This is a genomic window from Desulfogranum marinum (genome assembly GCF_016918565.1).
Classification (GTDB): domain Bacteria; phylum Desulfobacterota; class Desulfobulbia; order Desulfobulbales; family Desulfobulbaceae; genus Desulfogranum; species Desulfogranum marinum.
This window is the reverse complement of record NZ_JAFFQD010000014.1, coordinates 1-24,467: the sequence shown is the minus strand read 5'-3', so window position 1 is coordinate 24,467 and position 24,467 is coordinate 1. Positions and strand designations below refer to the sequence as shown.

The 24,467-nt window shown below is 45.0% G+C and carries 31 protein-coding genes and 1 pseudogene; 25 read left to right on the top strand and 7 right to left on the bottom strand.

The window, feature by feature from the left end; genetic code table 11:
- Positions 1 to 368 precede the first annotated feature (368 nt).
- From JWH17_RS09515 to JWH17_RS09405, 23 genes are all read left to right on the top strand, one after another.
- Positions 369 to 761 (top strand): response regulator, encoded by a 393-nt coding sequence (locus JWH17_RS09515; protein ID WP_205222375.1) that lies wholly within the window; start codon positions 369 to 371, stop codon positions 759 to 761.
- Positions 762 to 1,082: 321 nt separating this feature from the next.
- Positions 1,083 to 2,036 carry a DUF7973 family transport facilitator gene (locus JWH17_RS09510; RefSeq protein ID WP_205222374.1) on the top strand — a complete coding sequence of 318 codons (954 nt, stop codon included), beginning with the start codon at positions 1,083 to 1,085 and terminating at the stop codon, positions 2,034 to 2,036.
- A 37-nt stretch (positions 2,037 to 2,073) separates the two neighbouring features.
- A complete protein-coding gene (gene eutM, locus JWH17_RS09505; protein ID WP_205222373.1) occupies positions 2,074 to 2,361 on the top strand; it encodes an ethanolamine utilization microcompartment protein EutM in 288 nt (95 codons plus the stop codon).
- Between the two features lie 77 nt (positions 2,362 to 2,438).
- A complete protein-coding gene (pduB, locus tag JWH17_RS09500; RefSeq protein WP_205222372.1) occupies positions 2,439 to 3,254 on the top strand; it encodes a propanediol utilization microcompartment protein PduB in 816 nt (271 codons plus the stop codon).
- Between the two features lie 14 nt (positions 3,255 to 3,268).
- On the top strand, positions 3,269 to 4,936 hold the full coding sequence (locus JWH17_RS09495) for a propanediol/glycerol family dehydratase large subunit (RefSeq protein ID WP_205222371.1): 1,668 nt from the start codon (positions 3,269 to 3,271) through the stop codon (positions 4,934 to 4,936).
- Positions 4,937 to 4,959: 23 nt separating this feature from the next.
- Positions 4,960 to 5,598 (top strand): propanediol/glycerol family dehydratase medium subunit, encoded by a 639-nt coding sequence (locus JWH17_RS09490; protein ID WP_205222370.1) that lies wholly within the window; start codon positions 4,960 to 4,962, stop codon positions 5,596 to 5,598.
- Positions 5,599 to 5,641: 43 nt separating this feature from the next.
- Positions 5,642 to 6,148: a diol dehydratase small subunit gene (locus JWH17_RS09485; RefSeq protein ID WP_369125052.1), complete on the top strand. Its 507-nt coding sequence runs from the start codon at positions 5,642 to 5,644 to the stop codon at positions 6,146 to 6,148.
- A gap of 13 nt (positions 6,149 to 6,161) precedes the next feature.
- Complete coding sequence (locus JWH17_RS09480; protein ID WP_205222368.1) at positions 6,162 to 7,979, top strand: diol dehydratase reactivase subunit alpha; 1,818 nt, start codon at positions 6,162 to 6,164, stop codon at positions 7,977 to 7,979.
- Between the two features lie 4 nt (positions 7,980 to 7,983).
- Positions 7,984 to 8,514, top strand: coding sequence for a glycerol dehydratase reactivase beta/small subunit family protein (locus JWH17_RS09475; RefSeq protein ID WP_205222367.1), 531 nt, complete (start codon positions 7,984 to 7,986; stop codon positions 8,512 to 8,514).
- The gene (locus tag JWH17_RS24075) at positions 8,514 to 9,338 is read left to right on the top strand and encodes a BMC domain-containing protein (protein ID WP_205222366.1); all 825 of its coding nucleotides are present in this window, start codon (positions 8,514 to 8,516) and stop codon (positions 9,336 to 9,338) included. The genes JWH17_RS09475 and JWH17_RS24075 overlap by 1 nt, the downstream gene beginning before the upstream one ends.
- 76 nt (positions 9,339 to 9,414) lie before the next feature.
- Complete coding sequence (locus JWH17_RS09465; protein WP_205222365.1) at positions 9,415 to 10,038, top strand: hypothetical protein; 624 nt, start codon at positions 9,415 to 9,417, stop codon at positions 10,036 to 10,038.
- 96 nt (positions 10,039 to 10,134) lie between these two features.
- On the top strand, positions 10,135 to 10,989 hold the full coding sequence (gene eutJ, locus JWH17_RS09460) for an ethanolamine utilization protein EutJ (RefSeq protein WP_205222364.1): 855 nt from the start codon (positions 10,135 to 10,137) through the stop codon (positions 10,987 to 10,989).
- A 5-nt stretch (positions 10,990 to 10,994) separates the two neighbouring features.
- Positions 10,995 to 11,831, top strand: coding sequence for a flavoprotein (locus JWH17_RS09455; RefSeq protein WP_205222363.1), 837 nt, complete (start codon positions 10,995 to 10,997; stop codon positions 11,829 to 11,831).
- A gap of 44 nt (positions 11,832 to 11,875) precedes the next feature.
- Positions 11,876 to 12,145: a EutN/CcmL family microcompartment protein gene (locus tag JWH17_RS09450; protein WP_205222362.1), complete on the top strand. Its 270-nt coding sequence runs from the start codon at positions 11,876 to 11,878 to the stop codon at positions 12,143 to 12,145.
- 14 nt (positions 12,146 to 12,159) lie between these two features.
- Positions 12,160 to 12,723, top strand: coding sequence for a cob(I)yrinic acid a,c-diamide adenosyltransferase (locus JWH17_RS09445; protein WP_205222361.1), 564 nt, complete (start codon positions 12,160 to 12,162; stop codon positions 12,721 to 12,723).
- Positions 12,720 to 13,289 (top strand): GlcG/HbpS family heme-binding protein, encoded by a 570-nt coding sequence (locus tag JWH17_RS09440; protein WP_205222360.1) that lies wholly within the window; start codon positions 12,720 to 12,722, stop codon positions 13,287 to 13,289. The genes JWH17_RS09445 and JWH17_RS09440 overlap by 4 nt, the downstream gene beginning before the upstream one ends.
- Positions 13,290 to 13,374: 85 nt before the next feature.
- Positions 13,375 to 14,787: an aldehyde dehydrogenase family protein gene (locus tag JWH17_RS09435; protein WP_232371012.1), complete on the top strand. Its 1,413-nt coding sequence runs from the start codon at positions 13,375 to 13,377 to the stop codon at positions 14,785 to 14,787.
- 58 nt (positions 14,788 to 14,845) lie between these two features.
- Positions 14,846 to 15,262 (top strand): GlcG/HbpS family heme-binding protein, encoded by a 417-nt coding sequence (locus tag JWH17_RS09430; RefSeq protein WP_205222359.1) that lies wholly within the window; start codon positions 14,846 to 14,848, stop codon positions 15,260 to 15,262.
- 3 nt (positions 15,263 to 15,265) lie between these two features.
- A complete protein-coding gene (locus JWH17_RS24070; RefSeq protein WP_205222358.1) occupies positions 15,266 to 15,574 on the top strand; it encodes a BMC domain-containing protein in 309 nt (102 codons plus the stop codon).
- Positions 15,575 to 15,592: 18 nt separating this feature from the next.
- On the top strand, positions 15,593 to 16,912 hold the full coding sequence (locus JWH17_RS09420; protein ID WP_205222357.1) for a 4Fe-4S dicluster domain-containing protein: 1,320 nt from the start codon (positions 15,593 to 15,595) through the stop codon (positions 16,910 to 16,912).
- Positions 16,909 to 17,463, top strand: a complete 555-nt coding sequence (locus JWH17_RS09415; RefSeq protein ID WP_205222356.1) for a BMC domain-containing protein — start codon at positions 16,909 to 16,911, stop codon at positions 17,461 to 17,463. The genes JWH17_RS09420 and JWH17_RS09415 overlap by 4 nt, the downstream gene beginning before the upstream one ends.
- Positions 17,464 to 17,663: 200 nt before the next feature.
- The gene (locus JWH17_RS09410; protein WP_205222355.1) at positions 17,664 to 18,266 is read left to right on the top strand and encodes a peroxiredoxin; all 603 of its coding nucleotides are present in this window, start codon (positions 17,664 to 17,666) and stop codon (positions 18,264 to 18,266) included.
- Positions 18,267 to 18,415: 149 nt separating this feature from the next.
- On the top strand, positions 18,416 to 18,904 hold the full coding sequence (locus tag JWH17_RS09405; protein WP_205222354.1) for a hypothetical protein: 489 nt from the start codon (positions 18,416 to 18,418) through the stop codon (positions 18,902 to 18,904).
- 297 nt (positions 18,905 to 19,201) lie between these two features.
- On the opposite strand, the gene JWH17_RS09400 is transcribed toward JWH17_RS09405, so the two are convergent.
- The 3 genes and pseudogenes from JWH17_RS09400 to JWH17_RS24600 form a co-directional block, all read right to left on the bottom strand.
- Positions 19,202 to 20,116 (bottom strand): radical SAM protein, encoded by a 915-nt coding sequence (locus JWH17_RS09400; protein WP_205222353.1) that lies wholly within the window; start codon positions 20,114 to 20,116, stop codon positions 19,202 to 19,204.
- 16 nt (positions 20,117 to 20,132) lie between these two features.
- The gene (locus tag JWH17_RS09395; protein ID WP_205222352.1) at positions 20,133 to 20,642 is read right to left on the bottom strand and encodes a nitroreductase family protein; all 510 of its coding nucleotides are present in this window, start codon (positions 20,640 to 20,642) and stop codon (positions 20,133 to 20,135) included.
- Positions 20,643 to 20,709: 67 nt separating this feature from the next.
- Positions 20,710 to 20,997 (bottom strand): annotated as a pseudogene (locus JWH17_RS24600) (aldo/keto reductase); the annotation flags it as partial.
- Between the two features lie 278 nt (positions 20,998 to 21,275).
- On the opposite strand from JWH17_RS24600, the gene JWH17_RS09390 reads away from it, so the two are divergent.
- Complete coding sequence (locus JWH17_RS09390) at positions 21,276 to 21,701, top strand: winged helix-turn-helix transcriptional regulator (RefSeq protein ID WP_205222351.1); 426 nt, start codon at positions 21,276 to 21,278, stop codon at positions 21,699 to 21,701.
- A gap of 746 nt (positions 21,702 to 22,447) precedes the next feature.
- Here the strand turns inward: JWH17_RS09390 and JWH17_RS09385 are convergent.
- A complete protein-coding gene (locus tag JWH17_RS09385) occupies positions 22,448 to 22,801 on the bottom strand; it encodes an ATP-binding protein (protein ID WP_205222350.1) in 354 nt (117 codons plus the stop codon).
- Positions 22,802 to 22,924: 123 nt separating this feature from the next.
- Entirely contained in the window at positions 22,925 to 23,272 is a 348-nt protein-coding gene (locus JWH17_RS09380) for an OsmC family protein (protein WP_332468399.1), read from the bottom strand.
- Between the two features lie 38 nt (positions 23,273 to 23,310).
- Between JWH17_RS09380 and JWH17_RS09375 the strand changes: the two genes are divergently transcribed.
- Positions 23,311 to 23,727 (top strand): LysR substrate-binding domain-containing protein, encoded by a 417-nt coding sequence (locus tag JWH17_RS09375; protein WP_205222348.1) that lies wholly within the window; start codon positions 23,311 to 23,313, stop codon positions 23,725 to 23,727.
- A 330-nt stretch (positions 23,728 to 24,057) separates the two neighbouring features.
- On the opposite strand, the gene JWH17_RS09370 is transcribed toward JWH17_RS09375, so the two are convergent.
- On the bottom strand, positions 24,058 to 24,258 hold the full coding sequence (locus JWH17_RS09370; RefSeq protein ID WP_205222347.1) for a hypothetical protein: 201 nt from the start codon (positions 24,256 to 24,258) through the stop codon (positions 24,058 to 24,060).
- A 14-nt stretch (positions 24,259 to 24,272) separates the two neighbouring features.
- On the bottom strand, positions 24,273 to 24,467 hold a 195-nt coding region (locus JWH17_RS09365), incomplete at its 5' end, for a hypothetical protein (protein ID WP_205222346.1).

Sequence of the window (24,467 nt, the reverse complement as noted above, 5' to 3'; positions counted from 1 at the left end):
TTCGGGCTAAGCACAGTCTGATTACTACCCGAATTCTTCCTGAACATTGTGTGAACGTGTTAAATCACACACAATTGCTATATGGTATACAAACTACGATGAAGTTGAAAGTTTTTCACAATGTTCACTAAAAGTTAGTCCATCCAGTATCATTTTCATCAGTATTTATACAATGAATATAGGCTACTATATACGCTTCCCCGGAGTCTACGCTTCCCTATTCACTACCAAAAATTTTGAATTTGACGCCGCCTGAATTGATGAAAAATCCAGAGTAAATACCCTGCTGTCAAAAAGTAAATTGAATACCATTGTTAAAAATATGTATTAGATCACCATTATTTTAGGTGCTTTTTTTTGAGAAAAAAATGAAGAGTAAAAGAATTTTTATAGCAGGAGATGATCCTCTATTTCGAGTCAGTCTCAAGATAGAACTTGAGCAGATAGGTAATTTTCAAGTTGTAGGAGAAGCTCGAAATGCAACAGCAGCCGTGTCAGGTATCTGTTCTTCTGTTCCAGATCTTTCAATAATCGATTCAGCACTTCCTGGTCCTTCGGCTGAAAAAAATATAGTCCGTCTTCGCCAGGTTATTCCTGGGATGAAAATCGTTATGCTGGCGACATTTGGAGATGATGACATTATTAAATGTTTTATGGCTGCCGGTGCCGATGGCTACATTATGAAAAACACAGAACATTATGAAATAATTAAAAAAATTAATTATTTTCTGGATAAAAATAAAACCTCTCAATCAGAATAAAAATCTCTGTTTTCTTTGATTTTCCTCTCCCATTCTTTTGTAAAAAGACACCTTCCAATTTAAATTTCACCCCCTCATATCCCCTTTTTCTCCCCTTAAAGGGGGATGCTATTTCCTCCTTTGACGGGATTGTTATCCCTTTACAAAGTTGATTAATTAGTGACTTAGAATTGTTCCTGTAAAAGAAGAGCAGGCATGCGATGTTCTTTTGTTCCAGCCATAACAGTCTGGAACTGCTTCGGCCGTACAAGAATAAGTTCATTGATATTCCTTGGAATGTATCTGTTCATCTAAAAAAACTTAGTAAAGGAGGCAAGTGAAATGGATCCTATGAGTTTAAGCACTTTATTAATCTGCTTCGGAGGAGGAGTAGTGGGTGCCGCCCTTGGAGGACTGTTTTCGTTCGTGATCTGCGGGCTGGTTGTACTCGTAGGGTGCGTTGTCATTATGAGCGGTGGGTCGGAATTTATTCTATTACAAGTTGGTTTGGGCCCTATTTTCGGACCGCATGTGGGGGGATTTGTCGCAGGTTGTGTTGCTGTAACGTATGCCGCAGGTGTGAAAAAGAATCTGGCCTCAGCAACAGGTAAAGATATTCTTTCTCCCCTTGTAGACACTTCGTGGGATGTATTGATTGTAGGTGGGGTGGCCGCTGTTATCGCTCACTTGCTTCTGCAGGTTTTGGCAAAGATCCCTGTGATCAATACGTTTGATATCATCGCCCTTGATGTTGTCATAATGCAAATAGCCGCACGTGCCTTTTTCTGCCAGGAGATGCCTTTGGGTAACCTGGATTCCATCAAAAAATATGGGCTACTCGGTACGGATAAAGGTTCGCTGTCCTGGGTCCCTTGGGCAGCATCACCTTCCAAATTAATAACCATCGGGCTTGGTGTTGGTCTTCTATCCGGTGGGCTGGCAATGGGCGTTAAAGAGGCGATGGTGGCGAGCGGAACCTACGCAAATCCAGGTGGTCCCGTTGTACCTGTAATTATCTGTTGGTCACTGGCAGCCATATCGTTGATAGCGTTGGAGCTCGGCACCGGTGAAATACAGAAATTCCCAGTATGGCACTGTCAGTCGATCCTCTCGGCCATCGCTTTTCTCACATTTGACTCAATCTTGATTGCCGGAGTGGTAGGGATACTCGCAGCACTTCTACAGGAACTGATGGCACGACTGTTCTGGAACCATGGGAGTAATCATATAGATCCTCCAGCATGCGCTATCGCCGTTGGAACCTTTATTATTAATATGGTTAGCAAAGTTGTTTAGCTAAATCAGTACATTACAAAGCATAGGAGAAATCGTTATGACAAAAGAAGCATTAGGAATGATTGAGACAAGAGGGTTTGTAGCCAACATTGAGGCTGCTGATGCCATGGTAAAGGCGGCTAATGTAGTACTTGTGGGAACTAAACAGATAGGTTCCGGCCTGGTGACAGCCATGGTCAGGGGAGATGTAGGTGCTGTAAAAGCTGCAACAGATGCAGGTGTTGCAGCTGCAGAGAGAGTCGGCGAGGTCGTTTCCGTACATGTTATTCCAAGACCGCATCAAGATGTAGAATTCATTCTGCCTGAAGCCGCTAAAAAAGCATAATACACGTGTTGTTCCTGTGATTTTTTATCCGCAGTTTTACCGGAAAAACACTGGAAAGACTTGAGAGGAGATATCCAATGTCAGAAGAATTGATTCAAAGAGTAATGAAAGAGGTAATGAACAGAGTAGGCGGTGATAAAACCGAAGCTGCACCAGCACCGGCCGATTCCCCAGCCCCGCCATCATTTGATGATGCAGCTGACTTGATCAAGGTTACTGAGTTTGTTGGTGCAGGAATGGGCGATACCATGGGTATTGTTATTGCCAACCTCGACCCGGCAATTCATGAATTAATGGGTTTTGATAAAAAGTATCGTTCAATCGGCGTTATTGGTGCAAGGGTCGGAGCTGGGCCACACCTGATGGCGGCTGATGATGCTGTTAAAGCCACCAACACCGAAATCATTAAAGTTGAAATGCCTAGAGATACCAAGGGTGGTGCAGGTCACGGTAACTTGATTGTTTTTGGTGCTGAAGATGTATCCGATGCACGAAGGGCCGTTGAGGTAACCCTTGATGTGCTACCAAAGTATTTTGGTGATGTGTACGCCAATGAGCAGGGATACACAGAAAACCAGTATTCAGCACGTGCCAGCAAGTGTCTGCAAAAGGCGTTCAATACCCCGGAAGGCAAGGCTTTTGGACTCATCCTTGGCGCTCCTGCTGTTGTAGGCATGCTGATGGTTGATACGGCTGTTAAATCAGCAGATGTAGAGGTTGTAGGGTATGGCTCACCTGCCCATGGAACATCTATGAGTAACGAGGTGTTCATCTGGGTAACAGGGGATTCCGGTGCCGTGCGTCAGGCTGTTATTGCAGGTAGAGAAGTCGGCAACCAATTACTTGGTGCATGGGGCGAAGAGCCTAAATCCATGGGTACCCCCTACATTTAAGGAGGGAAGATAAAATGGCAAAGCGTCAGAAACGATTCGAGGTACTCGAAAAACGAGCCGTCAATAAGGACGGTTTTATCAAGGAATGGGTTGATGTAGGGCTTGTCGCAATGGATAGCCCCAACGACCCGGTTCCTAGTATAAAAATAGAAGGTGGCAAGGTTGCCGAGCTTGACGGGAAAGCCCGGAAAGATTTCGACATGATCGATAGCTTTATCGCTGATCACTGTATAGATGTTGCAGTTGCTGAAGAAGCCATGGCAATGGATTCAAATGAAATTGCCAGAATGCTTGTTGATATCAATGTTCCGCGCAAGGATGTTGTTCGACTCTCTGTTGGGATGACCCCTGCAAAATATGTTGACGTTCTCAAGCGGCTCAATGTGGTTGAAATGATGATGGCGATGCAAAAGCTTCGTCCGCGTAAAACCCCTGCCAACCAAGCGCACGTCACTAATGTTAAAGATTCACCAGCCTTGTTGGCTGCTGATGCTGCAGAAGCAAGTTATCGCGGATTTGCTGAGATAGAAACAACCGTTGGTGTAGGACGATATGCACCAATGAACGCCATGTGTCTGCTTATTGGTGGACAGGTTGGTCGTCCTGGTACCCTTTCCCAGTGTGCTGTGGAAGAAGCGCTTGAGCTTCAAATGGGTATGCGTGGTCTTACAGCGTACGCAGAAACTGTTTCCGTGTACGGAACAGAGCAGGTGTTTGTTGACGGTGATGATACTCCTTGGTCCAAAGCATTTCTTGCTTCTGCTTATGCTTCCAGAGGTATCAAGATGCGCTTCACCTCTGGTACCGGATCAGAAGTACAGATGGGATATGCCGAGGGCAAATCCATGCTGTATCTGGAAATTCGCTGCATTATGATCGCCAAAGGTGCTGGTGTGCAGGGGTTGCAGAATGGTTCTATTTCCTGTGTTGGTGTTCCCGGATCTGTCCCTTCAGGCGTGAGAGCTATTCTTGGCGAAAACGTAGCAACCGTTCTCAATGACCTTGAGGTTGCTTCTGGTAATGATCAGACCTTCACCCATTCTCCCATCAGAAATACTGCTAGGATGCTGATGCAGATGCTGCCGGGTACAGATTTTATTTTTTCCGGCTACAGTGCATCTCCTAACTATGACAACATGTTTGCAGGCTCTACACACGATGTAGATGATTACGATGATTATCTGGTGCTTCAGCGTGACCTCCAGGTAGATGGTGGACTCAACCCTGTTGATGAAGAGGGTGTTATTGCTGTTCGTAATAAAGCTGTCAAGGCTCTTCAGGTTGTATTTGAAGAATTGCGACTTCCACCTATTACTGAAGAGGAAGTTGAGGCTGCCACCTATGCCCACGGCACTAAAGATATGGGTGATCGTAACATGCCTGAAGACTTGCGTGCCATTGACGCCATGATGGCTAAAGGAACAACCGGTCTTGATATCGTTAAGGCACTGTCTAAGCATGGTTTTTCTGATATCGCAGAATGTGTGCTTGGCATGCTTAAGCAGAAAGTATCTGGTGATTACCTCCAGACTTCAGCAATTATCGACGAAAATTTTGAAGTTATCAGTGCAGTTAACCAGCCCAACGACTACCAGGGTCCTGGAACCGGTTACCGTCTCGAAGGAGAACGGTGGGAGCTTCTCAAGAACATACCTCAGGCTATCAGCCCTGAAGATATCTAACCTGGACAGGAGGTTTGTAGAAGATGAATATTTCCCAGGAGATGTTGAAAGAAATCATCCTTGAGGTCGTTGAGCAAATGGACGGGGAGACAAGTAGCTCCCTTTCTGCGACCGAAACTGTTGCACCCCTGAATTTAAATGAAATAGGGCCTGCAACAAAGGGAACCAATAAAGGTGAAGTTGTTATCGGCATTCCGCCGGCATTCGGCAACACCATGACCAAGACAATCATTAATATTCCCCATAATGAAGTCTTGCGAGAGGTAAAAGCAGGGATTGAAGAAGAGGGACTGACCCCGCGTTTGGTAAGAGTGTATAAAACTGCAGATGTCGCATTTATTTCTCATGAAGCGGCAAAACTGAGCGGATCCGGAATCGGTATTGGTATTCTTTCCAGGGGAACAAGCGTTATCCATCAGGAAGACCTCCCACCATTGCAGAATCTGGAGCTCTTTTCTCAGGCACCCCTTGTTGAATTGGAAACCTTTCGCAACATGGGGCGTAATGCGGCCAAGTATGCAAAAGGTGAAACACCCAATCCTGTTACAGTAAAAAATGACCCAATGGCACGGCCCAAGTACCAGGGACTTGCAGCTCTCCTGCACAATAAGGAAGTTGAACTGGTACAGCAGGACCACCCAACAATGGAACTGCAAGTTTAATTTTTGAATCATTATAAGGAAGAGAGATATGTCACAAAAACAGATTGATCCGGCTCTTATAGCCAGTGTGGTCGAAAGTGTGATGGCAACCATGGGCGGTGGTTCGTCTGCAAGCGCAGCTCCTGCATCCGGTACGGCTGGAAGAAGTGTTGCTGATTATCCTCTGGGAACCAAGCGACCAGATATGGTGAAATCGGCCAGCGGACTAAGACTTGCTGATATTACCCTTGAAAAGGTCGTTTCCGGCGAAATTAAGTTTGAAGATGTGAAGATTCGTCCGGAAACCCTGGAGCAACAGGCAGGAATAGCAAAAAGTGCAGGTCGTGCATCCATTGCTTCAAATCTGAAGCGGGCTGCGGAAATGACACGGATTCCAGATGAGCGTGTACTTGAAATGTACAACGCCCTGCGGCCATACCGTAGTACCAGGGAAGAATTGCTGGTAATGGCGTCTGAGTTGGAAACCAAGTATCAGGCAACCGTGTGTGCCGAGTTCGTACGCGAAGCGTGCGAGGTGTACGGCAATCGGGACCGTTTAAAAAAAGCCTGAGAGGTAGCATGACATGGCCTATGTAGCCGGCGTGGATATTGGAAACAATTCTACAGAAGTAGCCTTGGGTAAAGTCGGGGAGAGTGGAGAGGTAACTTTTCTCTCCAGCTCCCTGGTAAGGACCTCTGGAATCAAGGGTACGTTGAAAAACGCGTTTAGCGTTATCGACGCGCTCGACCTTGCCCTTAAAAAAGCATCTCTTTCACGCAAAGAGCTTTCCTCGGTTCTACTTAATGAGGCCACGCCGGTTATTGGCGATGTTGCCATGGAAACCATCACCGAGACCGTTATTACCGAGTCGGCCATGATAGGGCATAATCCGTCTACTCCTGGTGGGCTGGGGCTTGGTATCGGTAAAACCATTAATATTGAAAGCCTGCCTGGTGCCGCCACAACAGATACCTTTATTGTTATTGTTGCTGGTAGCGTAGACTTTGAAAAAGCAGCGCTGTTAATTAACCAGGCTTGGGAGCGCAATCTTACTATTAGCGGAGCCATTGTCCAAAAAGATGATGGTGTATTGATCCATAACCGCTTGAACAGACCTATTCCGATTATTGATGAGGTCCGCTACATCGACAAAATTCCACTTGGAATGGAAGCAGTGGTGGAAGTTGCCGAACAGGGAAAGAGCATTGATAAACTTTCCAACCCCTACGATATAGCCACTCTTTTTAAGCTTACTCCAGAAGAAACTCGCCATGTGGTACCTATTTCCAGAGCATTGATGGGTACACGAAGTGCTGTAGTTATTAAAACGCCTCGCGGTGATATCCAGGAGCGGCGAATTGCAGCTGGAAAGGTCACCCTTATTGGTGAAACAAGCAAGGCGGTTGTCCCGGTTGAAGATGGTGCTGAAGTATTGATGGAAAATGTGGTCAAGGTTGCACCACTTGTCGAGATTCAGGCTGAGCCGGGGACCAATGTTGGCGGAATGTTCGAAAATGTTCGTAAAGTTATGGCAGAGCTCACCGACCAGCCTGTCAGTGATATCACAGTCCGGGACATCATAGCCGTTGATACCCTTGTTCCACGCAAAGTAACTGGTGGGTTAGCTGGTGAGTTTGCAATGGGCAATGCTGTTGGCCTGGCAGCCATGGTGGAAACCCAACTACTGCCGATGAAGCGCCTTGCAAGGAAGCTGGTTGAAGAAATGCGGGTTCCTGTGGAGGTTGGTGGTGTCGAAGCTGATATGGCCATCATGGGCGCTTTGACTACACCAGGAACAGATAAGCCGTTGGCCATTTTAGATTTAGGTGGTGGGTCGACCGATGCCTCAATCATTGATTCTAAAGGCGAGGTTAACCGGGTACACCTTGCCGGGGCTGGTGACATGGTCACCCTGCTTATTGATCGCGAGCTTGATATTCATGATATCGACCTTGCAGAAAAAATAAAAAGGAACCCGCTGGCCAAAGTCGAAACACTTTTTCACGCGCGTCATGAAGATGGGAGTGTTCAGTTTTTTAGCGAACACATTGATCCAAGACTCTTTGGTCGGGTGGTAGTGGTAACCGATGAAGGTATGATTCCTGTTGAACCTCAGGAACACTTACCCAAAATCATGGAGGTGAGGAGAAAGGCCAAGGAAAAGGTTTTTGTCCAGAATGCACTTCGAGCCCTCAGAGTTGTAGCACCTAACGGCAATATTCGTCTTATTGATTTTGTTGCGCTTGTGGGTGGATCAGCGTTGGACTTTGAAATACCCAAGATGCTTTCAGATGCATTGGTGGAATACGGGGTGGTTGTCGGCAGGGCAAATGTTCGCGGATTAGAAGGACCCAGAAATGCAGTAGCTACCGGGTTACTGCTTGCAAACCAGCATAGGTGAACAGATGACAACAAAAGAGCAGCAAACCTTTGTTGAAACCATGCCGGTTGTCTGGATCTATGTTGCACCCCCTTCAGCTGACCAGTCTCTGCAGTTCATTCAGCTTGGCCTTGAAGAAGAAGGGATTCCGTGTGCGGTAAAGCATGTGGAGGGAAACTCAGCGCATGAGCTTGCCGCTGAAGCTGCAAAAGCATCTTCTTTAGGTGTTGGGGTTGGTCTGGTTGAAATATCTAAAGAGGCAGCTCTGCACCACAGAGATTTGCCCAATGAAAAAAAGTTAATTGAGATAAAAGAAGATATTTATAATTCCGGTAGTTTACGCAGGTTAGGAGCTAACTCTGCTCGTTTTGTAAAGGGAACTCCCTTGATGCCGGTTGTGGCAGCTGAGGTTGAGTACCCCGAGTTGTCAGGACGTAGCGAAGGTGAAAGCAATGCAAACCAGAACACCCATGCAGATGAAATCGATTTAAAGCTGTTGATTCGTATTGTGGTTGAAGTCGTGGGGAAACTAAATTCAGGAAAGGCGGATTTGTGATGAAGGGAAGCTTGGGGCTTATTGAAACACGAGGGTTTGTTCCTGCAATTGCTGCAGCCGATGCCGGAGTTAAGGCAGCAAATGTATCACTGCTTGAGTGTAAACTTACATGGCCTGCACTTGTCACCATAACATTTCAAGGAGATGTGGCCGCTGTCCGGGCAGCAGTAGCATCAGGTGGCGCTGCCGCGAACGCAGTTGGTGAAGTTGTTTCGACCCATGTGATTGCCCGAGCGCATGCAGCTTTTGACCACGTTACTCCTCCCCCTTTTACAGGGCAAGACGATGCTGATGAGGGGCAGCAACAGAAAAAGATACTTGTTGTACCGACAGCTCAACAAGAACCGCAAACAAAAACAGTTGCAAAAAGAACCGTCAAAAAACGTACAACAAGAGCTTCTGTAAAACAGAAAGCAGCAACGGTTAAAAAGAGAACGATCAAACCAGCACCAGCTAAAAAGGTTGCGACCCAAGTAGGGAATGAATCTGCGCAGGGAAAAGCGGTAGATGTGGAGGCTGGAGTCCATGATACGGATACGACTGATAAGAAAGTGGCAGCAGGTACAGGAACAGTTGAAAAAAGAACGGAAAAAAAAGCAGCAGAAAGTGCTCAACAGACTGGAGCGGCAAGAACGGCCACCAAAACAACACAACGAAAAAGAGCCGTAACAAGCCGGAAACGTCCTCTTAGGAAACGGCAAGCTGCGACCAGGAAAACAACCTCGACAGCACCTTCGGTTCAATCAACCGCTGAAAAGGGAAAAGCTGCAACGGGTGAATCTTCTCCAGAGAAAAGCAAAGCCAAACCAACTGATAAAAAATAACAGCCAATAAGAAAATCCTGAAAGTAGAAAAGAGTCTGCATTAAGGATAATTGATACCACTGAAAAGGAGTAAAAAATGACTGATCTTCGCACCTTTGTTTACCTTGATCGTTTGCAGCCACAGTTTGCTGCCTACCTTGGCGCCAATGCGAGAGGATATATTCCCGTACCGGGAATGGCTGCAACATTTATTGAAATTGCTCCAGGTGTTCTCATTAACGAAATAACCAATGCCGTTGTCAAGTCCGCCGATGTTCAGCCGGGGCTGATGGTTGTTGAAAGGGTGTTCGGCGTTCTTGAGTTTCATTCAACAAAGCAGGCAGATGTAAAACATGCAGGTGATGCAGTGCTCAAGACCTTGGGCAAAAAGATGACTGACCGGGTTAAGCCAAAGGTCCTTAGCTCGCAAATCATCAACAAAGTAAATCCATACCATGCGCAGATGGTAAATATTTCCAGGATGTCGTCTATGCTTCTGCCTGGTCAGGATCTGTATATTCTTGAAGTACAACCTGCTGCCTATATTGCTCTTGCAGCTAATGAGGCGGAGAAAAACTCGAATGTAACCCTTGTTGACTGTCGTGTTTTTGGCGCTGTCGGGAGACTCTACCTGGGAGGTCGGCAGTCTGATATTGAGAGGGCTGCGGGAGCTGCAGAGGCTGCAATCAGCAAAGTGACAGGTGTTGAGTCCAAAAAATAAAGAATGTGAAACCCGTTTGTGCCACATAGCGTATCTGTGGACTTTGGCAGATTCTGAAGCATGTGGGGCCACCCCCTAAATTGATGACTGGGAACCATGGTGATTAGCGAAAAAGCAAATAGTTTGATCAAGGATTTTGAGAAGACTCTCAGTCTTGATGGGCCTGGTTATGGGAAAGGTACCCTTTATGCAGGGGTAGATTTGGGTACGGCTTATATTGCGACTGCTGTGGTTGATGATCAGGGAGTGCCAGTTGCCGGCGCTTTAACCAAAAGTCAGTCTTTTGTTCGAGATGGCCTGGTTCTGGATTATGTCGGGGCCATCTCGATTTTAAAGGAACAAGTGGTAAAACTTCAGGCTGCCGGTTTTCCGCTTACTAGTGCTGCGGTGGCATTTCCTCCCGGTACAACCGGAAGAAATGCAAATACATTCGGCCATGTTATCGAATCTGTAGGTCTTGAGGTAGCTGGAATGCTTGATGAGCCAACTGCCGCTTCAAAGGTTCTTGATATTACAGATGGAGCTGTAGTGGATATAGGTGGCGGGACTACCGGTATTTCAATCATAAAAAACGGGGAAGTTGTCTACACCGCAGATGAACCAACCGGAGGCACCCATGTGGATTTGGTACTTTCCGGTCATTTTAAAGTCGGGCAAAATGAAGCGGAAAGTATGAAGCGTGATCCTGACAAGCAATGGGAGATTTTGTATCTGGTCAAACCGGTTTTCGAAAAAATGGCCGCCATTGTCAACACTCACTTGCAGAATCACCAGGTAGAAAGGATTTATTTGGTGGGGGGGACGAGCTGCTTTCCTAGAATTGAAAAAGTGATGGAAGAAGAGACTGGGATTAAAACTATTAAACCTGCCAATCCTCTCCTGGTTACGCCTCTGGGAATAGCCCTGGGGTGCAAAAATTTCTGCGGAAGCAGTAAAGAGACAGTCAATTAAGCGCCATGGAAAACGATTTTATCAATAAGCTGGTCATTGAAGTCGTAAGCAGATTGGCCAAAAAAATGGGTGCTGATGGGAGTCGACAAACTATTCTTGCTGTATGCACAGGGTGTAACGGGAATGTAGAAAGGGCTGTCGACCAACTGCGGCATATGGTTATGAAAGGTTTTAAACTCAACCTTTTCTTTTCGGCAAATGCCGGCAATACCTATCGAAACACCGTTGAAAACCAGCTTAAAGGGCTGCCTTATGTACAAACTGTGAACCCTGGGCAATGGGGGCAATGTCACGATGAGTTCAACAAGGCTGAAGGGGTGGTTGTTCCTATTGCAAGTATAAATACCCTGTCAAAGCTTTCGATGCTGATGGCGGATACACCCCATGAGCATCTCCTGTTGAATGCCGTAACCATGGGAAAGCCACTTATAATTGCAGGAGATGGTGGCTTGTTCGGCTCTCGAATCAGAAAACCTCTTGTTGATGCCCTAGGTGTAAGGTTGGCCAGTATCCAAGAGTACGGTGCCGTTGTATGTGAGATGAGAGCATTGGCAATAACTCTTGAGTCATGTTTTGACAATCAGCAGAACGTTGATACCCAGCAAACTATCCTTCCCGAACAGGTGCTTTCCGGCCCCCCAGTGCCGAATAATCCTGCTCTCAGCGACAGGCGTTCATCCGGTAAACCGAAAAAGCACCTCAAGGGGAGGGTGGTGACCGCTTCTCATATCAATTTTGCCGTTCAAAACGGCTATGATCTTGTTTGCGCCGATGGGGTGATTGTCACCCCCATGGCAAAGGATATGGCTGCGCAGAAAGGTGTCAAAATAGAACAAGTGTGAACGGGAAAAAATAACTTTTTCCTGCAGTAAAATGAGGAGAATCCATGCTCATCGCAGAAGTCATCGGAACAGTGGTAGCGACCCAAAAACATGAGGCCATGATTGGATTGAAAATTCAGGTGATCCAACCTTTGGACCCGCAAAGTAAAAAATCTGCGGGGAGCCCGATGGTTGCTGTGGATGCAGTCGGTGCAGGACGGGGAGAAAAGGTAATTGTCACCCTCGGTAGTAGTGCCGGTAAGGCGGTAGCAAAAGAAAACTGCCCTGTTGATGCTACCATCGTGGGGATTATTGATCAGTTGGATATTGGTTGATCAGGGGAGAAGGTATGACTGCCAAAGTATATACAAGGGGAGGGGATAGAGGATCGACATCCCTTCTTAGTGGCGGAAGAGTACCAAAAGATGACCTGCGAGTAGAGGCATATGGTGCCCTGGATGAACTACAGGCTCATTTGGGAGTGGCAAGGTCACTGATGAAAGGTGACACTTTTGCTGATGTTATTTACGAGGTTCAAGAAGACATATCTACAGCCGGCGCAGAATTGTCCTGTGCAGGAAAGTTGGACAATTTGAAAGTACGACTGACGACAAACGATGTTGAAAAGATCGAGCAGTGGATTGACAACTATACCGCCATATACAAGCTTCCTCAGCGATTTGTCGTACCTGGGGAATCGAGAAGTAGTGCTGCAGTCCATGTTGCACGAACTGTCTGTCGACGGAGTGAACGTCTCATTGTCGGTTTGGACAGGGAAGTTGGCGGATTAGACACATTACTCCAGTATTTCAACCGCCTCAGTGACCTGCTTTTTACAATTGCCTGGGGGCTTGAAGTGGAAACCGTCATTGCAGATACAGTTTTGCAGACTTTAGTAAAGGAGGGGGAATGAAGCTTTCATATCCTGTTGCGGTACTCTTAGCAAAGATAGCAGAGCGCGAAGCAACCAAGCTACAAGTTCCAATGGCTATCTCCATTGCTGATGATCAGGGAAACATGATCTATTTCGGATGTATGGATAACACGCTGCCGGCCGGTAGAGAAATAGCCATATCGAAAGCATATACAGCAGCCATTCTCAGGATGGATACAAGAATGGTCGGCGAGTTGTCAAATCCAGGTAAACCTCTTTACGGTATCCAAAATACGCACCAGGGGCGGCTTATCCTTTTTGGAGGCGGACTTCCTTTGTTTGACGGTACGCAGGTTGTGGGTGGAATTGGGATAAGTGGTGGCTCTGTTGAAGAAGATGAAAAGGTGGCTCGCCCGGTTCAGGCAACATTTGAAACCATGATGACGTGTGCGGCAATGATTACAAAGATCATTCCACGGGATAAGTCACTAAAGGTTTCCTCAGATTGTATTGAAAAAATAATTCGGCGTAAACTGGATAAAGGTCCAAGCGACGAGCATGTGGTGTTGATGATAACCGGTGCTCTGTTGCTTGCTTTAGCGTGAAGAACATTTCAGTCACAATGGATAACAAACTGAAATTAATAATATAAAAAACAAAGAAGCTAAAAGGGTTACAGGAGAACAAAAGATGACAAATCAAAGTGAAATGATAACAGACCTTGTCCAGAAAGTTGTGGAACAGTTGGCCGCTAAAGAAAAGTCATCCATATCTCAAGGTGATCACCCGTCAGCTGACGGCATGTATGATAGTGTCGATGTGGCCGTTGCCTGTGCTGCAACAGCGCAGAAACAACTCTTAAAACTTTCTCTTAAACAACGTGAGAAGATTATAGCCTCTATCAGAAAGGCGTGTCTTGAAAACAATGAAGAACTTGCCGCTTTTGCCATCGAAGATACAGGCTATGGTCGATATGAAGATAAGGTAAGGGAAAATATCCTTTGTGCAGAGAAAACTCCCGGTACTGAGGATCTTTTGCCAACGGCCATGACCGGAGACTCTGGGCTTGCATTGGTTGAGCCTGCCCCGGTAGGAGTTATCGGTGCACTTACTCCTATTACTAATCCCACAGGAACATTAATTAACAATACCATCAGTATGGTGGCTGCCGGCAATACGGTTGTTTTTAACCCACATCCCAGTGCTAAAGCTACCTCAGCCAAAATGGTTGCCTTACTCCACAAAGCGATTGTTGATGCAGGAGGCCCTCCGGCTACCATCACAGCCATAGCTGAACCAACTTTGGATCGCGCAAAAGAGATAATCAACCATCCGGGAATCAATATGCTGGTTGCCACCGGTGGGAAGCCTGTAGTGAAAGCTGTGCTTTCGTCAGGGAAAAAAGCCATTGGTGCAGGAGCCGGCAATCCTCCGGCGCTGGTTGATGAGACTGCCAATATTCGTCAGGCTGCCGAATGCATAGTCAACGGAGCCAGTATCAACAACAATATTTTTTGTATATGTGAAAAAGAGGTGATTGTTGTTGAAGAGGTTGCCGACAGCCTCATCAAATTCATGGTCGAGACAGGCAAGGCTTACCTGCTTAACGAGGCAGAGGAAAAGAAAATGACAGCCTTGGTGGTTACGCCGGATGGTAAGGCGAATCCCGCCTGTATTGGCAAAAATGTGCAGAAAATTCTTGCTGAAATTGGTGTAACCGTAGGAGAGGAGTATCGTTTGGCAATATTCAGGGCTCCTAAGGACCATCCGCTTGTCTGGAAAGAGCAGATGATGCCGGTTATACCCATCGTATCCGTGAAGGATATAGATGAGGCTATTGATTTTGCAGTGGAAGTAGAGCAGGGGAATCGTCATACAGCAATAATGCACTCCACCAATGTTGAACATCTCAGTCGTTTTGCCAGGGCTGTACAGACAACTATTTTTGTCAAGAATGGTCCCTGCTATGCCGGCATTGGCCTTGGTGGAGAAGGACACACTTCCTTTACCATAGCGGGACCAACTGGAGAAGGCTTGACGTCTGCCCGCTCTTTTACTCGTGCAAGACGATGCGTCCTGGTTGAAGGGTTTCGCATCATTTGATGCAATGCCTTGGTATTGTTCAACTGTGCTCAAAGAATTGAATCTCGGAGGAGTTAAAATGGCAAGTAAATTAGACAATGCTCTGGAAATGATTGCAGCAGCAAAAAAAGTTGCAGAAGAAATCGGAACCCCCATGGTTATATCTGTGGTTGACGAAGGGGGAAATATGGTCGCTTCTCAACGCATGGATGATGCCTTGCTGGTCAGCGTGGATATTGCCCTCAACAAGGCCTATACAGCATTAGCTGTAAAAGTACCCACAGAAGCCTTGGCAACTGCTTGTGCGCCTGGAGCAGAGTTGTATGGTCTCAATACCACTGATAACTGCAGGGTTGTGATTTTTGGAGGAGGCATCCCGCTCGTTCAGGACGGAAAGGTTGTTGGCGGAGTTGGAGTAAGTGGCGGCAGCGTTGCCCAGGATGTCCAGTGTGCTGAAGCGGCAGCAAAGAAGTTTGAGGAATTGATTGGAGCCTAGAACGTGAAAATTGACATTATCCAGGCACCTTCAAAGACCTTCATCAGGATGTTGATGAATAATATCAGTTCCGGAGCAAAAGAAGAGGTGCAACTCGGAAAGTGGGGTGCAGTTGGCCTGGTTCAGGCGCATCTTATTGAACTCTACTGTGCTGCGGACATGGCTGAAAAGGCAAGTGATGTCAAAGCAGTACTGGTGTCGGGTAATTGTCCGCAACACGTTCAAATGTTAGCGCTGTTTGGTAACCCTTCGGCGGTTAAAGCTGCTATAGACAAGATTCGAAATTACTACCGTGTTCAACAGGGTATCTGAGTAGACAATGGATAACCAATGATCTCAACAGCAGAAATTAAAGAAAAAGGTATTGTTGGTGCAGGTGGAGCAGGGTTTCCCTGTTATGTGAAGCTTACCAGTGAAGCTGAGATGCTTATTGTCAATGCTGCCGAATGCGAACCTCTCCTGCATAAAGATGTAGAGATACTGCTGCACAAAACTGATCTTTTTGTGCAGGGACTTTTGTATGCTGCAGAACTGGCACGAGCAAAAAAAATTATCATTGGCGTCAAGGAAAAGCATGCAAAGGTTATTGAGCATCTTACAAAGACGATTCCTGATACGATAATCATCTTTCCTCTTCGCGATTTCTACCCGGCTGGAGATGAAATTAATCTCATCTTTGAGACAACCGGCAGAGTTGTTCAGCCTGGTGAATTGCCTATTACTCAAAACGTGATAGTGCAAAATGTAGAGACACTCTACAATATCGCTAAGAGTGGGCCGGTGGTTTCAAAACTGCTCACAGTTGGTGGGGAAGTGGAAAATTCGGTATCCATTGATGTTCCCTTGGGCGTTTCTTTTCGTGAGGTGCTGCAGTTTGCCAAACCAACATTAAGTGTATACGAGGTGGTGGTGGGCGGCCCGATGATGGGCAGGTTGACTGATAACCTTGATGAGCCTGTAACCAAAACAACAGGAGGGCTTATTGTCCTCCCGCCGGATCATGTACTTGTGACCAAAATGAAGACCGGTGCGGTTGAAACAAAGGTTAATCGAATTGGTAAATCCTCTTGCGATCAATGTACTTTTTGCAGTGAACTCTGTCCCCGTGCCCTTCTAGGCCACCCGGTGAGACCACACCTTGCCATGCGCAACCTTCTCTTCAGTAATGGAGAGGTTGATCCGGACAGCAGTGCTGCACATACGCTTTATTGCTGTGAATGCAACCTGTGCACCATTGTTGCCTGTCCGGAAGGGTTGTATCCATCGCAGGCCTGTATCAATAGCAAAAGAAAAATAATTCAGAAAAATATCCAGTTTCAAGGGGATAAGAAAGCTGTGGCGCATCCGCTCATAGCGTATCGCAGGACACCTACCAAGCGGGTTAAAGAACGCTTAGACCTGCTGCAGTTTGTCGATAATGGACCTTTGGTGGAATTTACCACAGCAGCTAATCGATATGAAATTCGACTACAACAACATATTGGTGCACCTGCTGAACCTGTGGTTAAGCAAGGGCAACAGGTAAGCAAAGGAGAAAAGATAGCCACTGTCGCGGATAAGCTCGGAGCAGAAATTCACTCATCTGTGGACGGTGTTATTGTTGAGATTAACCAGAAAGCAATAGTTGTTGAGAGACAGGAGATATCATGACTGGTGCAGTTGGAATGTTGGAGTTGTCAAGCATTGCGGCAGGGTTTGTTGTCCAGGATGCCGTCCTTAAGGCTGCAGATGTTGAGTTGCTCGTTGCCCGCACAATATGTCCAGGTAAGTACATGATTGTTATTGGTGGTAAGGTCGGTTCAGTGAAGGCAGCCATGGAAGCCGGACTTTCAGCCTCTAAAGGCTTTTTGGTTGAACAGCTTGTTCTCCCGAATATTGACCAGGCTATATTTCCTGCAATTTCAGGTTGTGTTGAGCTGGTAAAAACCAAAGGTAATGCTTTGGGGGTTATCGAAACCTTTTCTGCGGCGTCAATTCTTCGTGCTGCAGATGCTGCGGTAAAAGCCGCTGGGGTAACATTGTTTAGAGTTCACCTTTCCATGGCTGTCGGAGGGAAAGGATTCCTGCTGCTCGCCGGTGATGTAGGTTCGGTAACAGCATCTATTAATTCAGGTGTGGAAACAATCAAAGACGATGGCATGCTGGTCAATAAAGCCGTTATATCCGGAGCCTCTAAAGAGTTGTTTAAGGAATATCTCTGATAGACGCTACTTGCTTGGTTAGCCAGGCCAGGGAGCAGGACCTTGTCTGTTTTGCTTATGCATCGTGAAGTCTTGAAAAATATGGCCCCAATTACAGCCGGTGGCTCCACAATGAGTTAGCGGTTAATTTTATTGTAATAGCATAAACATGCTTTATGTTTCATCAATACGCCTCTTAACCTTTACTTGAGGAGAAGACAATGAGTCCACTCATTACCAAACCAGCCCCTGATTTTACAGCAACAGCGGTTATGCCTGACAATACGCTGAAAGAAGATTTTTCTCTTGCTGATTATCGTGGAAAGTATGTGGTGCTTTTTTTCTATCCATTGGATTTTACCTTTGTTTGCCCTTCAGAGATTTTACAGTTTGATAAATATTTAAATCAATTCAAAGAAAAAAACTGCGAGATTATAGGTGTATCTATTGATTCCCAGTTTTCCCATTTAGCATGGAAAAATACTCCTGTTAACGAAGGGGGGATAGGGAATATTCAGTATCCATTGGTTGCTGATCTTGATAAAAAAATATCTCTTGATTACGGAGTGTTGCTGGATGCTGGTATTGCTCTGCGTGGTACCTTTCTCATCGATAAGGAGGGGATACTTCGCCACTCTGTTATTAACGATTTACCACTAGGTCGAAATATTGAGGAAGCCCTGCGGATGGTCGGCGCGCTCCAGTTCCATGAAAAACATGGAGATGTTTGTCCTGCAAATTGGAATGAGGGCGATGAAGCCATGAAACCTACCAGAAAAGGGGTGGCGGAATACCTGTCAAACCTCAATCTTAAACGGAATTAATAACGACTGACTAATTTGTAAATTTTTAGTAATTACGTTTTTCCTCCATTGTAACTTCTGGGGGGAAAACGTAATGGTTACATTTAGTTCCGGGAAAGGCTAATGAAGCATTTAAGAAATTTATTGTTTTCTTAAACGGAGAAAGACCAATGCAAACCGACACGAGGCAGCATTTTCTTGGTTCTGGGAAAAAGAATGCTCCCTCTTTTATTTATGAAATTTTGCATGGCAAAGAAAAATTTCTTTTCGGAAAAGGTACTCCGCACCGGCAAAAGGACTGGGGTGGAATACCTGTAGATGCCAATATCCCAACAGCTGCTCTGAATGAGATCAACAGTATTCAAGAAATTGAAATACGGTCTTCGTGCGAAGGGGTGGATATCTGGAAACCGACTTTCTTGATTTTTCGTTTCCGCACAGCTTGGGACCAGGAAAAAATTGACGCTTTTGTTGCAGGGATGAACGCTTTTCCAGACATCAGTTGTGGTGCCGGTATTGGTAACGGGGGAATGTACAGGGTTGGTATAACAACAGCTCTTTGGTATCAGAAAGACAGAAACCTGTTTACGCAATGGTGGCTAGAACTTCCGCAAAAGATGCAAACGGTCTTAACTGTTATTCATTGTTTATCCTCGTAACAGTCGTTACAGGGGTACAATCTTTGACAATCGCTCGAAGTTGTAAAAGTCCGGAGCTGGACTGACGGGTTTGATGATCAAGTTTCTACCTAACCTGACAGTCTCTCGGATACAGAGGAATTATATTAACCAGCGAGAAATGGACGAATTTGATATATTGGACTTAGCAATATTAAGTCCAAGGCTCAGGTGCTAAAATTACCTAATTAGGTAATATCTCAAATTTTATTTTAATATGATTGTCTAGGCTTACCAGTAGTAATTTTAATCGGTAAAATGGGAAGATGTAGACTTCTTTCATCTTTTGGGATTCAAAAGTATTGCTCCCTCTCCACCTGTTACCAAGGAAGTATTTCTTGTATTCAGCCATTCCGCCTCAATTGAATCTCTGCCATTTTTTAGAATCTCTAGAAGCTTCCCCTTCTCTTCAGGTAGATAACCATCGACAGGTATAGCATTCGAAGGATGAACTGCAAAAAACCTAGTTCGATCAAGCTCCAGGTTTTGCAGAAGTAAGATTTCTTCTTCAATGTTTTCTCGCAAAGTGTTCTCTATGAACGAACCTTGTTGAAGCCTCGTTGCCAACTCGCAATCTTCTTCAAGGTGTAGAGCTGCAACAAATATAAGGTGCGGTTGTATCTCATTTATGATTTTTGCTGATGCTAGAGCGTTTTCCTCCCACATAGTATTCCCGGCCGCTCCAATAATTATATTGAGACTAAAGTCGAAACCGGCAGCTGCTAAACGTTGGCACTGAACCTTGGCCTGCTGGATTGTAAATCCTTTATTTAAATTTTTAACAACTGAAGGTAATCCAGATTCAAGGCCAATGTTCAAATCGTTGATTTTTAATGACCGTAGAGCTTTAAGTTCTTCATTATTCTTGCTGGTAATATTAGCGATTGAAGCATACATCGCTATTGTTTCAACCTCTGGTAAATGGTGATTCACTTTTTCTGCGATACGAATCAGCTGATTCACCTTGAGTACAAAGGGATCACCACTCACCAGAAACACCCGTTTTACTGAGGGGTAAAGACGTCGCGCCTCAACTAAATCTTTTTCAATTTGCTCTAACTGTTCAACTTGGAACGGTACATTATTGTACATACTGCAAAATGCACATTTATTATGGCTACAGCCTGCTGTTACCTGCAACAGAAGAGAGTTTGCCTCAAAGGGTGGTCTATAGACTGGAGGGGTATATTTCATTTGCACAACCTATAAATTACCAACTTTCAGAATGAATCAATGAACTATTATACCTATCCATCGCTTTAAACTCAGCCTCAGGCCAACCAACAGGAACAATAGCAAAAGGATATATGTCATCAGGTATGCCAAAGAGTTTTCTCATTCCTTCCATCCGGTCCTCCAGCGGATAAACACCAACCCATACAGTGCCGAGCCCAAGATCTCGTGCAGAAAGAAGCATGTTCTGCGATGCGGCCGAACAATCCTGCGGCCAAAAGTCCGGCCATTTTTTACCATTTGGGGCACCGCACACAACGATAGCAACAGATGCGTTTTTCAGCATTGAGGCGTATGGATGAAATCCTGATACTTTGTTCATCTTTTCACGGTCTCGCGTGATAATGAAGTGCCATGGTTGCTGATTACCAGCCGAAGGAGCCGTCATTGCTGCTCTTATAATCTTATCTATCATTTCATCAGCCACTTCTTTTTCTGCATATTTCCTCACACTTCTTCTTGTTGAAATTGCTTCTAACAGTTCCATTTCATCACCATTCGGTATTATTTATTTGATTGTGGAGCAATGCTCAGTTCAAATGTGCCGGCTACCTCTAAAAAGGAATTAAGCCTGGATGCAAACCAGAGCCACCAAAATATTCCAGACTGTTTATTTCCCTCATGTCTTCCTCAGATATTGAGAAATCAAATACTTGCAAGTTTTCTTCAATTCGTGATGGAGTTGCGGTCTTTGGTAGAGGCAGTACACCGTTTTAAAGACACCAGCGGATACAAAGCTGAGCTACAGATTTTTGGTACTTCGCAGCAATTGTTGAGAGCTGCAAATTCGATAACATTTTCCCTGTTTCCAGAGGACTCTATGCCTCAACAAGTATGTTATTCAGAACAAAACAATCCCTAGTGTTATTGGATGATAACCTCCATCTGTATTACTTTGCGGTTGTTGATTGATACGGGCCGATCATAAACATCAGCATTTTTTTCGTACCAGATGATCACCTCGATATTCTCAACCTTTCTTAGGTACTACACTATTGAATCCCGTTACGTACCCACATTGACTTTCTTTATGAGACTATGTAAAACGTTACACCACTAACCGCAAGTACGGTACTTGAAGTGCCATAGTTACAAAATGTATACTAATGGAGATAAAGCGATGGTCGATAAATGCAAAAGCAAGCAGATAAATGAAAAGGCGTATCGCTGCTATTTCGAATTAACTCTTAAAGTTATAGGCGGGAAGTGGAAGCCTGTTATAGTATATCATCTTGCACAGGAAGGCATTATGCGGTTTGGTGAATTAAAAAGAAGTATGCCGGATATTACCCAGAGGATGCTTACTAAGCAGCTAAGAGAGCTCGAGGAAGATGGCTTGATATTCAGGAATGTATATAGAGAAGTGCCGCCTAAAGTTGAGTACAGCCTCAAGGAAGCAGGCGTGAACCTGATTCCAGTTCTCATGAACATGAGAGAATGGGGGAAATCCTATGAAAAATTACAGATCGGCAAGAATAAACACGAGGAGGGGTTTGAGCCTTGTGGTACTCCTAAAATAGCCGATATGTATAATCGACAACTTTAAGTGTTTCTTGTGGGGGGTCATTGAAATATTAAAAAATACAGTAACCGTTCAGCAGCACTCCAACTCTCCACGATCTGCCCTCTCGGCATACTTCAGTAAAAAGGTCGAATTGAGCTTTTGGGTATATTACTTTTAAGTTACCGATTTTAATTGAATATGTATACTCTGAAGCTAGCGGGTTGAGTTTGCTACTGTTCCTGCCATTTCCGCAATCACCCCCTGATGAAGGTAAATTGAACCGGATTTCAGCACCGAAAACGTCAGTAGATAGGCCATTTGGCGTTAGACTTAACCTTATCAGCAATTTCTGCAAAACATTAAACTGCTCCTACATGCTTTACCTTCTTACTCGTTTTCAAATGACAGAGTGGGCACCTTCATCCTATTTTCTACTTTTTCGTTGATACGGCGATATTGCCTGTAAGAGCGCCTCAATACATGCATTTATGTTGAAAGCATGCCGGTAAGCCCGTCAATGGTTTTGGATATGGATAAGTATTTCCGGGAAGGAATAGAGCTGAAAATCTACCTATCAGTCTGGGGCATGGACAGGAATAGTGTAAAGATTCAAATTGGCCTTGATTGTTAATATTGCAATATGAATCTTATAGATTTATGTTTTGTGGAACCTAATGCATAGCAGGAAATCTACAGGCTTTCTTAAATGAAGAAACTCAATATGTTTGCTCCTGTACTTCCTACAATCCACTCCAGCGGAGGAAAGAGCCGCTCACTATACTGGTTAGTCAGGCAACCAATTCCTCTTTGCCATAAGACGAAAAAGTTTGCTTCTGCGTCTCAACTGTGTGGACAGCAAACGCATGGCATTGCTTTATGCACAGCCCGCATGACGTACAAACATCGGGATTTATCATAGCCTTCTGATTTCCTTTAATCCTTACTTTCAATCGCCCCTTAAACGACAGATTTTTAACGTCATCAGCAGAAAGCGTTATCATACTTATTGCGGATTGAGGGCATGTATCAATGCACAGGCCACAGCCATCACAAGATGATTCATCTACTGTCATTATTCCATCCTTGATACTGAATTCCTGCTTCATTTTTTTACCGAGTAATATCTGCTTGAGATTTTTCATTGTATCCTCTTTATTTGATCGTATTCATTTCGCTAATTCTGGTTTACGTCTGAAATTAAGGGGCCGGCAATAAAACCTGGCCTCTCGATTATTTTAACTTCACCTGGCGGCCACAGAGAAATTCTACTTAACAACTTCTCCATTGAGATAGATGTTGGACTCCATCTCTGTTTTATTTTTTATACCTTCACCGGCAAAACACATGGCGAGAGCTTGTTTTGCATAGTCGGTTAATGACTCTTTTGCTGCATCACTGGTTACGATGACCCTGGTGATTACACCATCAAGATGACCTTTCATGGTGGGTGTCATAAAATTTTCCTGTTGATAGTCAAACTGGTGCTCCACTCTGAAATCATGGATATTGATACCCTGTTTCTGGTAGTACATCTTGTTTGCGGTAAGCTGACTCATCAAGCAGAACGAAGTGCCCAAAGTAAAATAATCTCTGGATGTAGGTGCTGTGTCTATACCTTCATAGCCACGACTGTCCCAACGCAGCAGACATCATGCAAAAAAAACTCTTCACCTTGAGTACTTCTGTTTTTTATGACCCATTAGTGAGGGAGGCACCAGAAGATCTCGAAGGTTATCTGAACTCAGACCATATCGGGCTCTCGTTTCTCCAAGACTATAAGGACGGGGTGGATAATTTTTTAAAGAGCAATGGGCAGGGCCGCAGGGTTAAAATCGCTGTTCCAAATTTTTCAAGTGTTTCAACATATCTTAAAGGTACTGATATGCTTGCGACTCTGCCGTCTTTAATGGCTCTTGTTGAATTGAAGGATTTTACTTCTGTGCCTCTGCCGTTTTCGTTTACCACAGGTAAAATGTATATGATTTGGCACCAGTCCTATCAGCACGATGAACAGCATAAATGGCTCAGAAAAGAGATGATTGAGATAGCTAATTCACTCCCGGTGTAAGTTTCAGCAGTGAATCGCCCCTGGTTTTGTAGACACTTTAGAGTCAAAAGAGAGGATTGCTCGGGTTGATATTTTCCCTGCTAAGGTTAGTCATTTCCAATGAACCACCAAGTTAACCTTGTTCCTGATCTCTTCCGAATCGTCTTAACACCGGCGATCTCCTTTAACCAGATAGGTACAGCCTCACCTTCAACAGTAAGAAGGTAAAACTACTAGATTCAATCATAAATATGATGTTTGAGTTGGAAATATTAGCACTGGCTTAACTTGCGATGAGGGCTCATCCCGCCGAGTCAACTTGAAACGATTTGTAGACTTATCCGTCAGATTTCAATCGGGCCAACAATCAACAATATTTTCCTTCAGGTTGGTCTTAATTTTGAGTTTTCCTTCTTTAATAAGACCTGGCAGATGCTTGGCGAGATCAGACGTTAGGTCATCGCTGATGGTGAGATCTGTAGAAATGATTGTTACCCAGGCATTACGCCCAGAACGCTTCGCGGCATACAGACAAGTATCGGCTAAATCCACTGCCTTCTCCCAACTCAGCGCTTCTGGGCGGTTTGTGAGAAAAGGGAATACAGCGGCTCCAATTGAACAAGTGAGATGAAGTTGAGTATTCCAGAGCAATCCGGCCACTGATTCCAGGGGATTCCGGCCGGTGATTCCATTTCATTCCGGCCACCCATTCCAATTGATTCCGGCCAGGGATTCCATTCGATTCCGGCCATCGTTTTCGG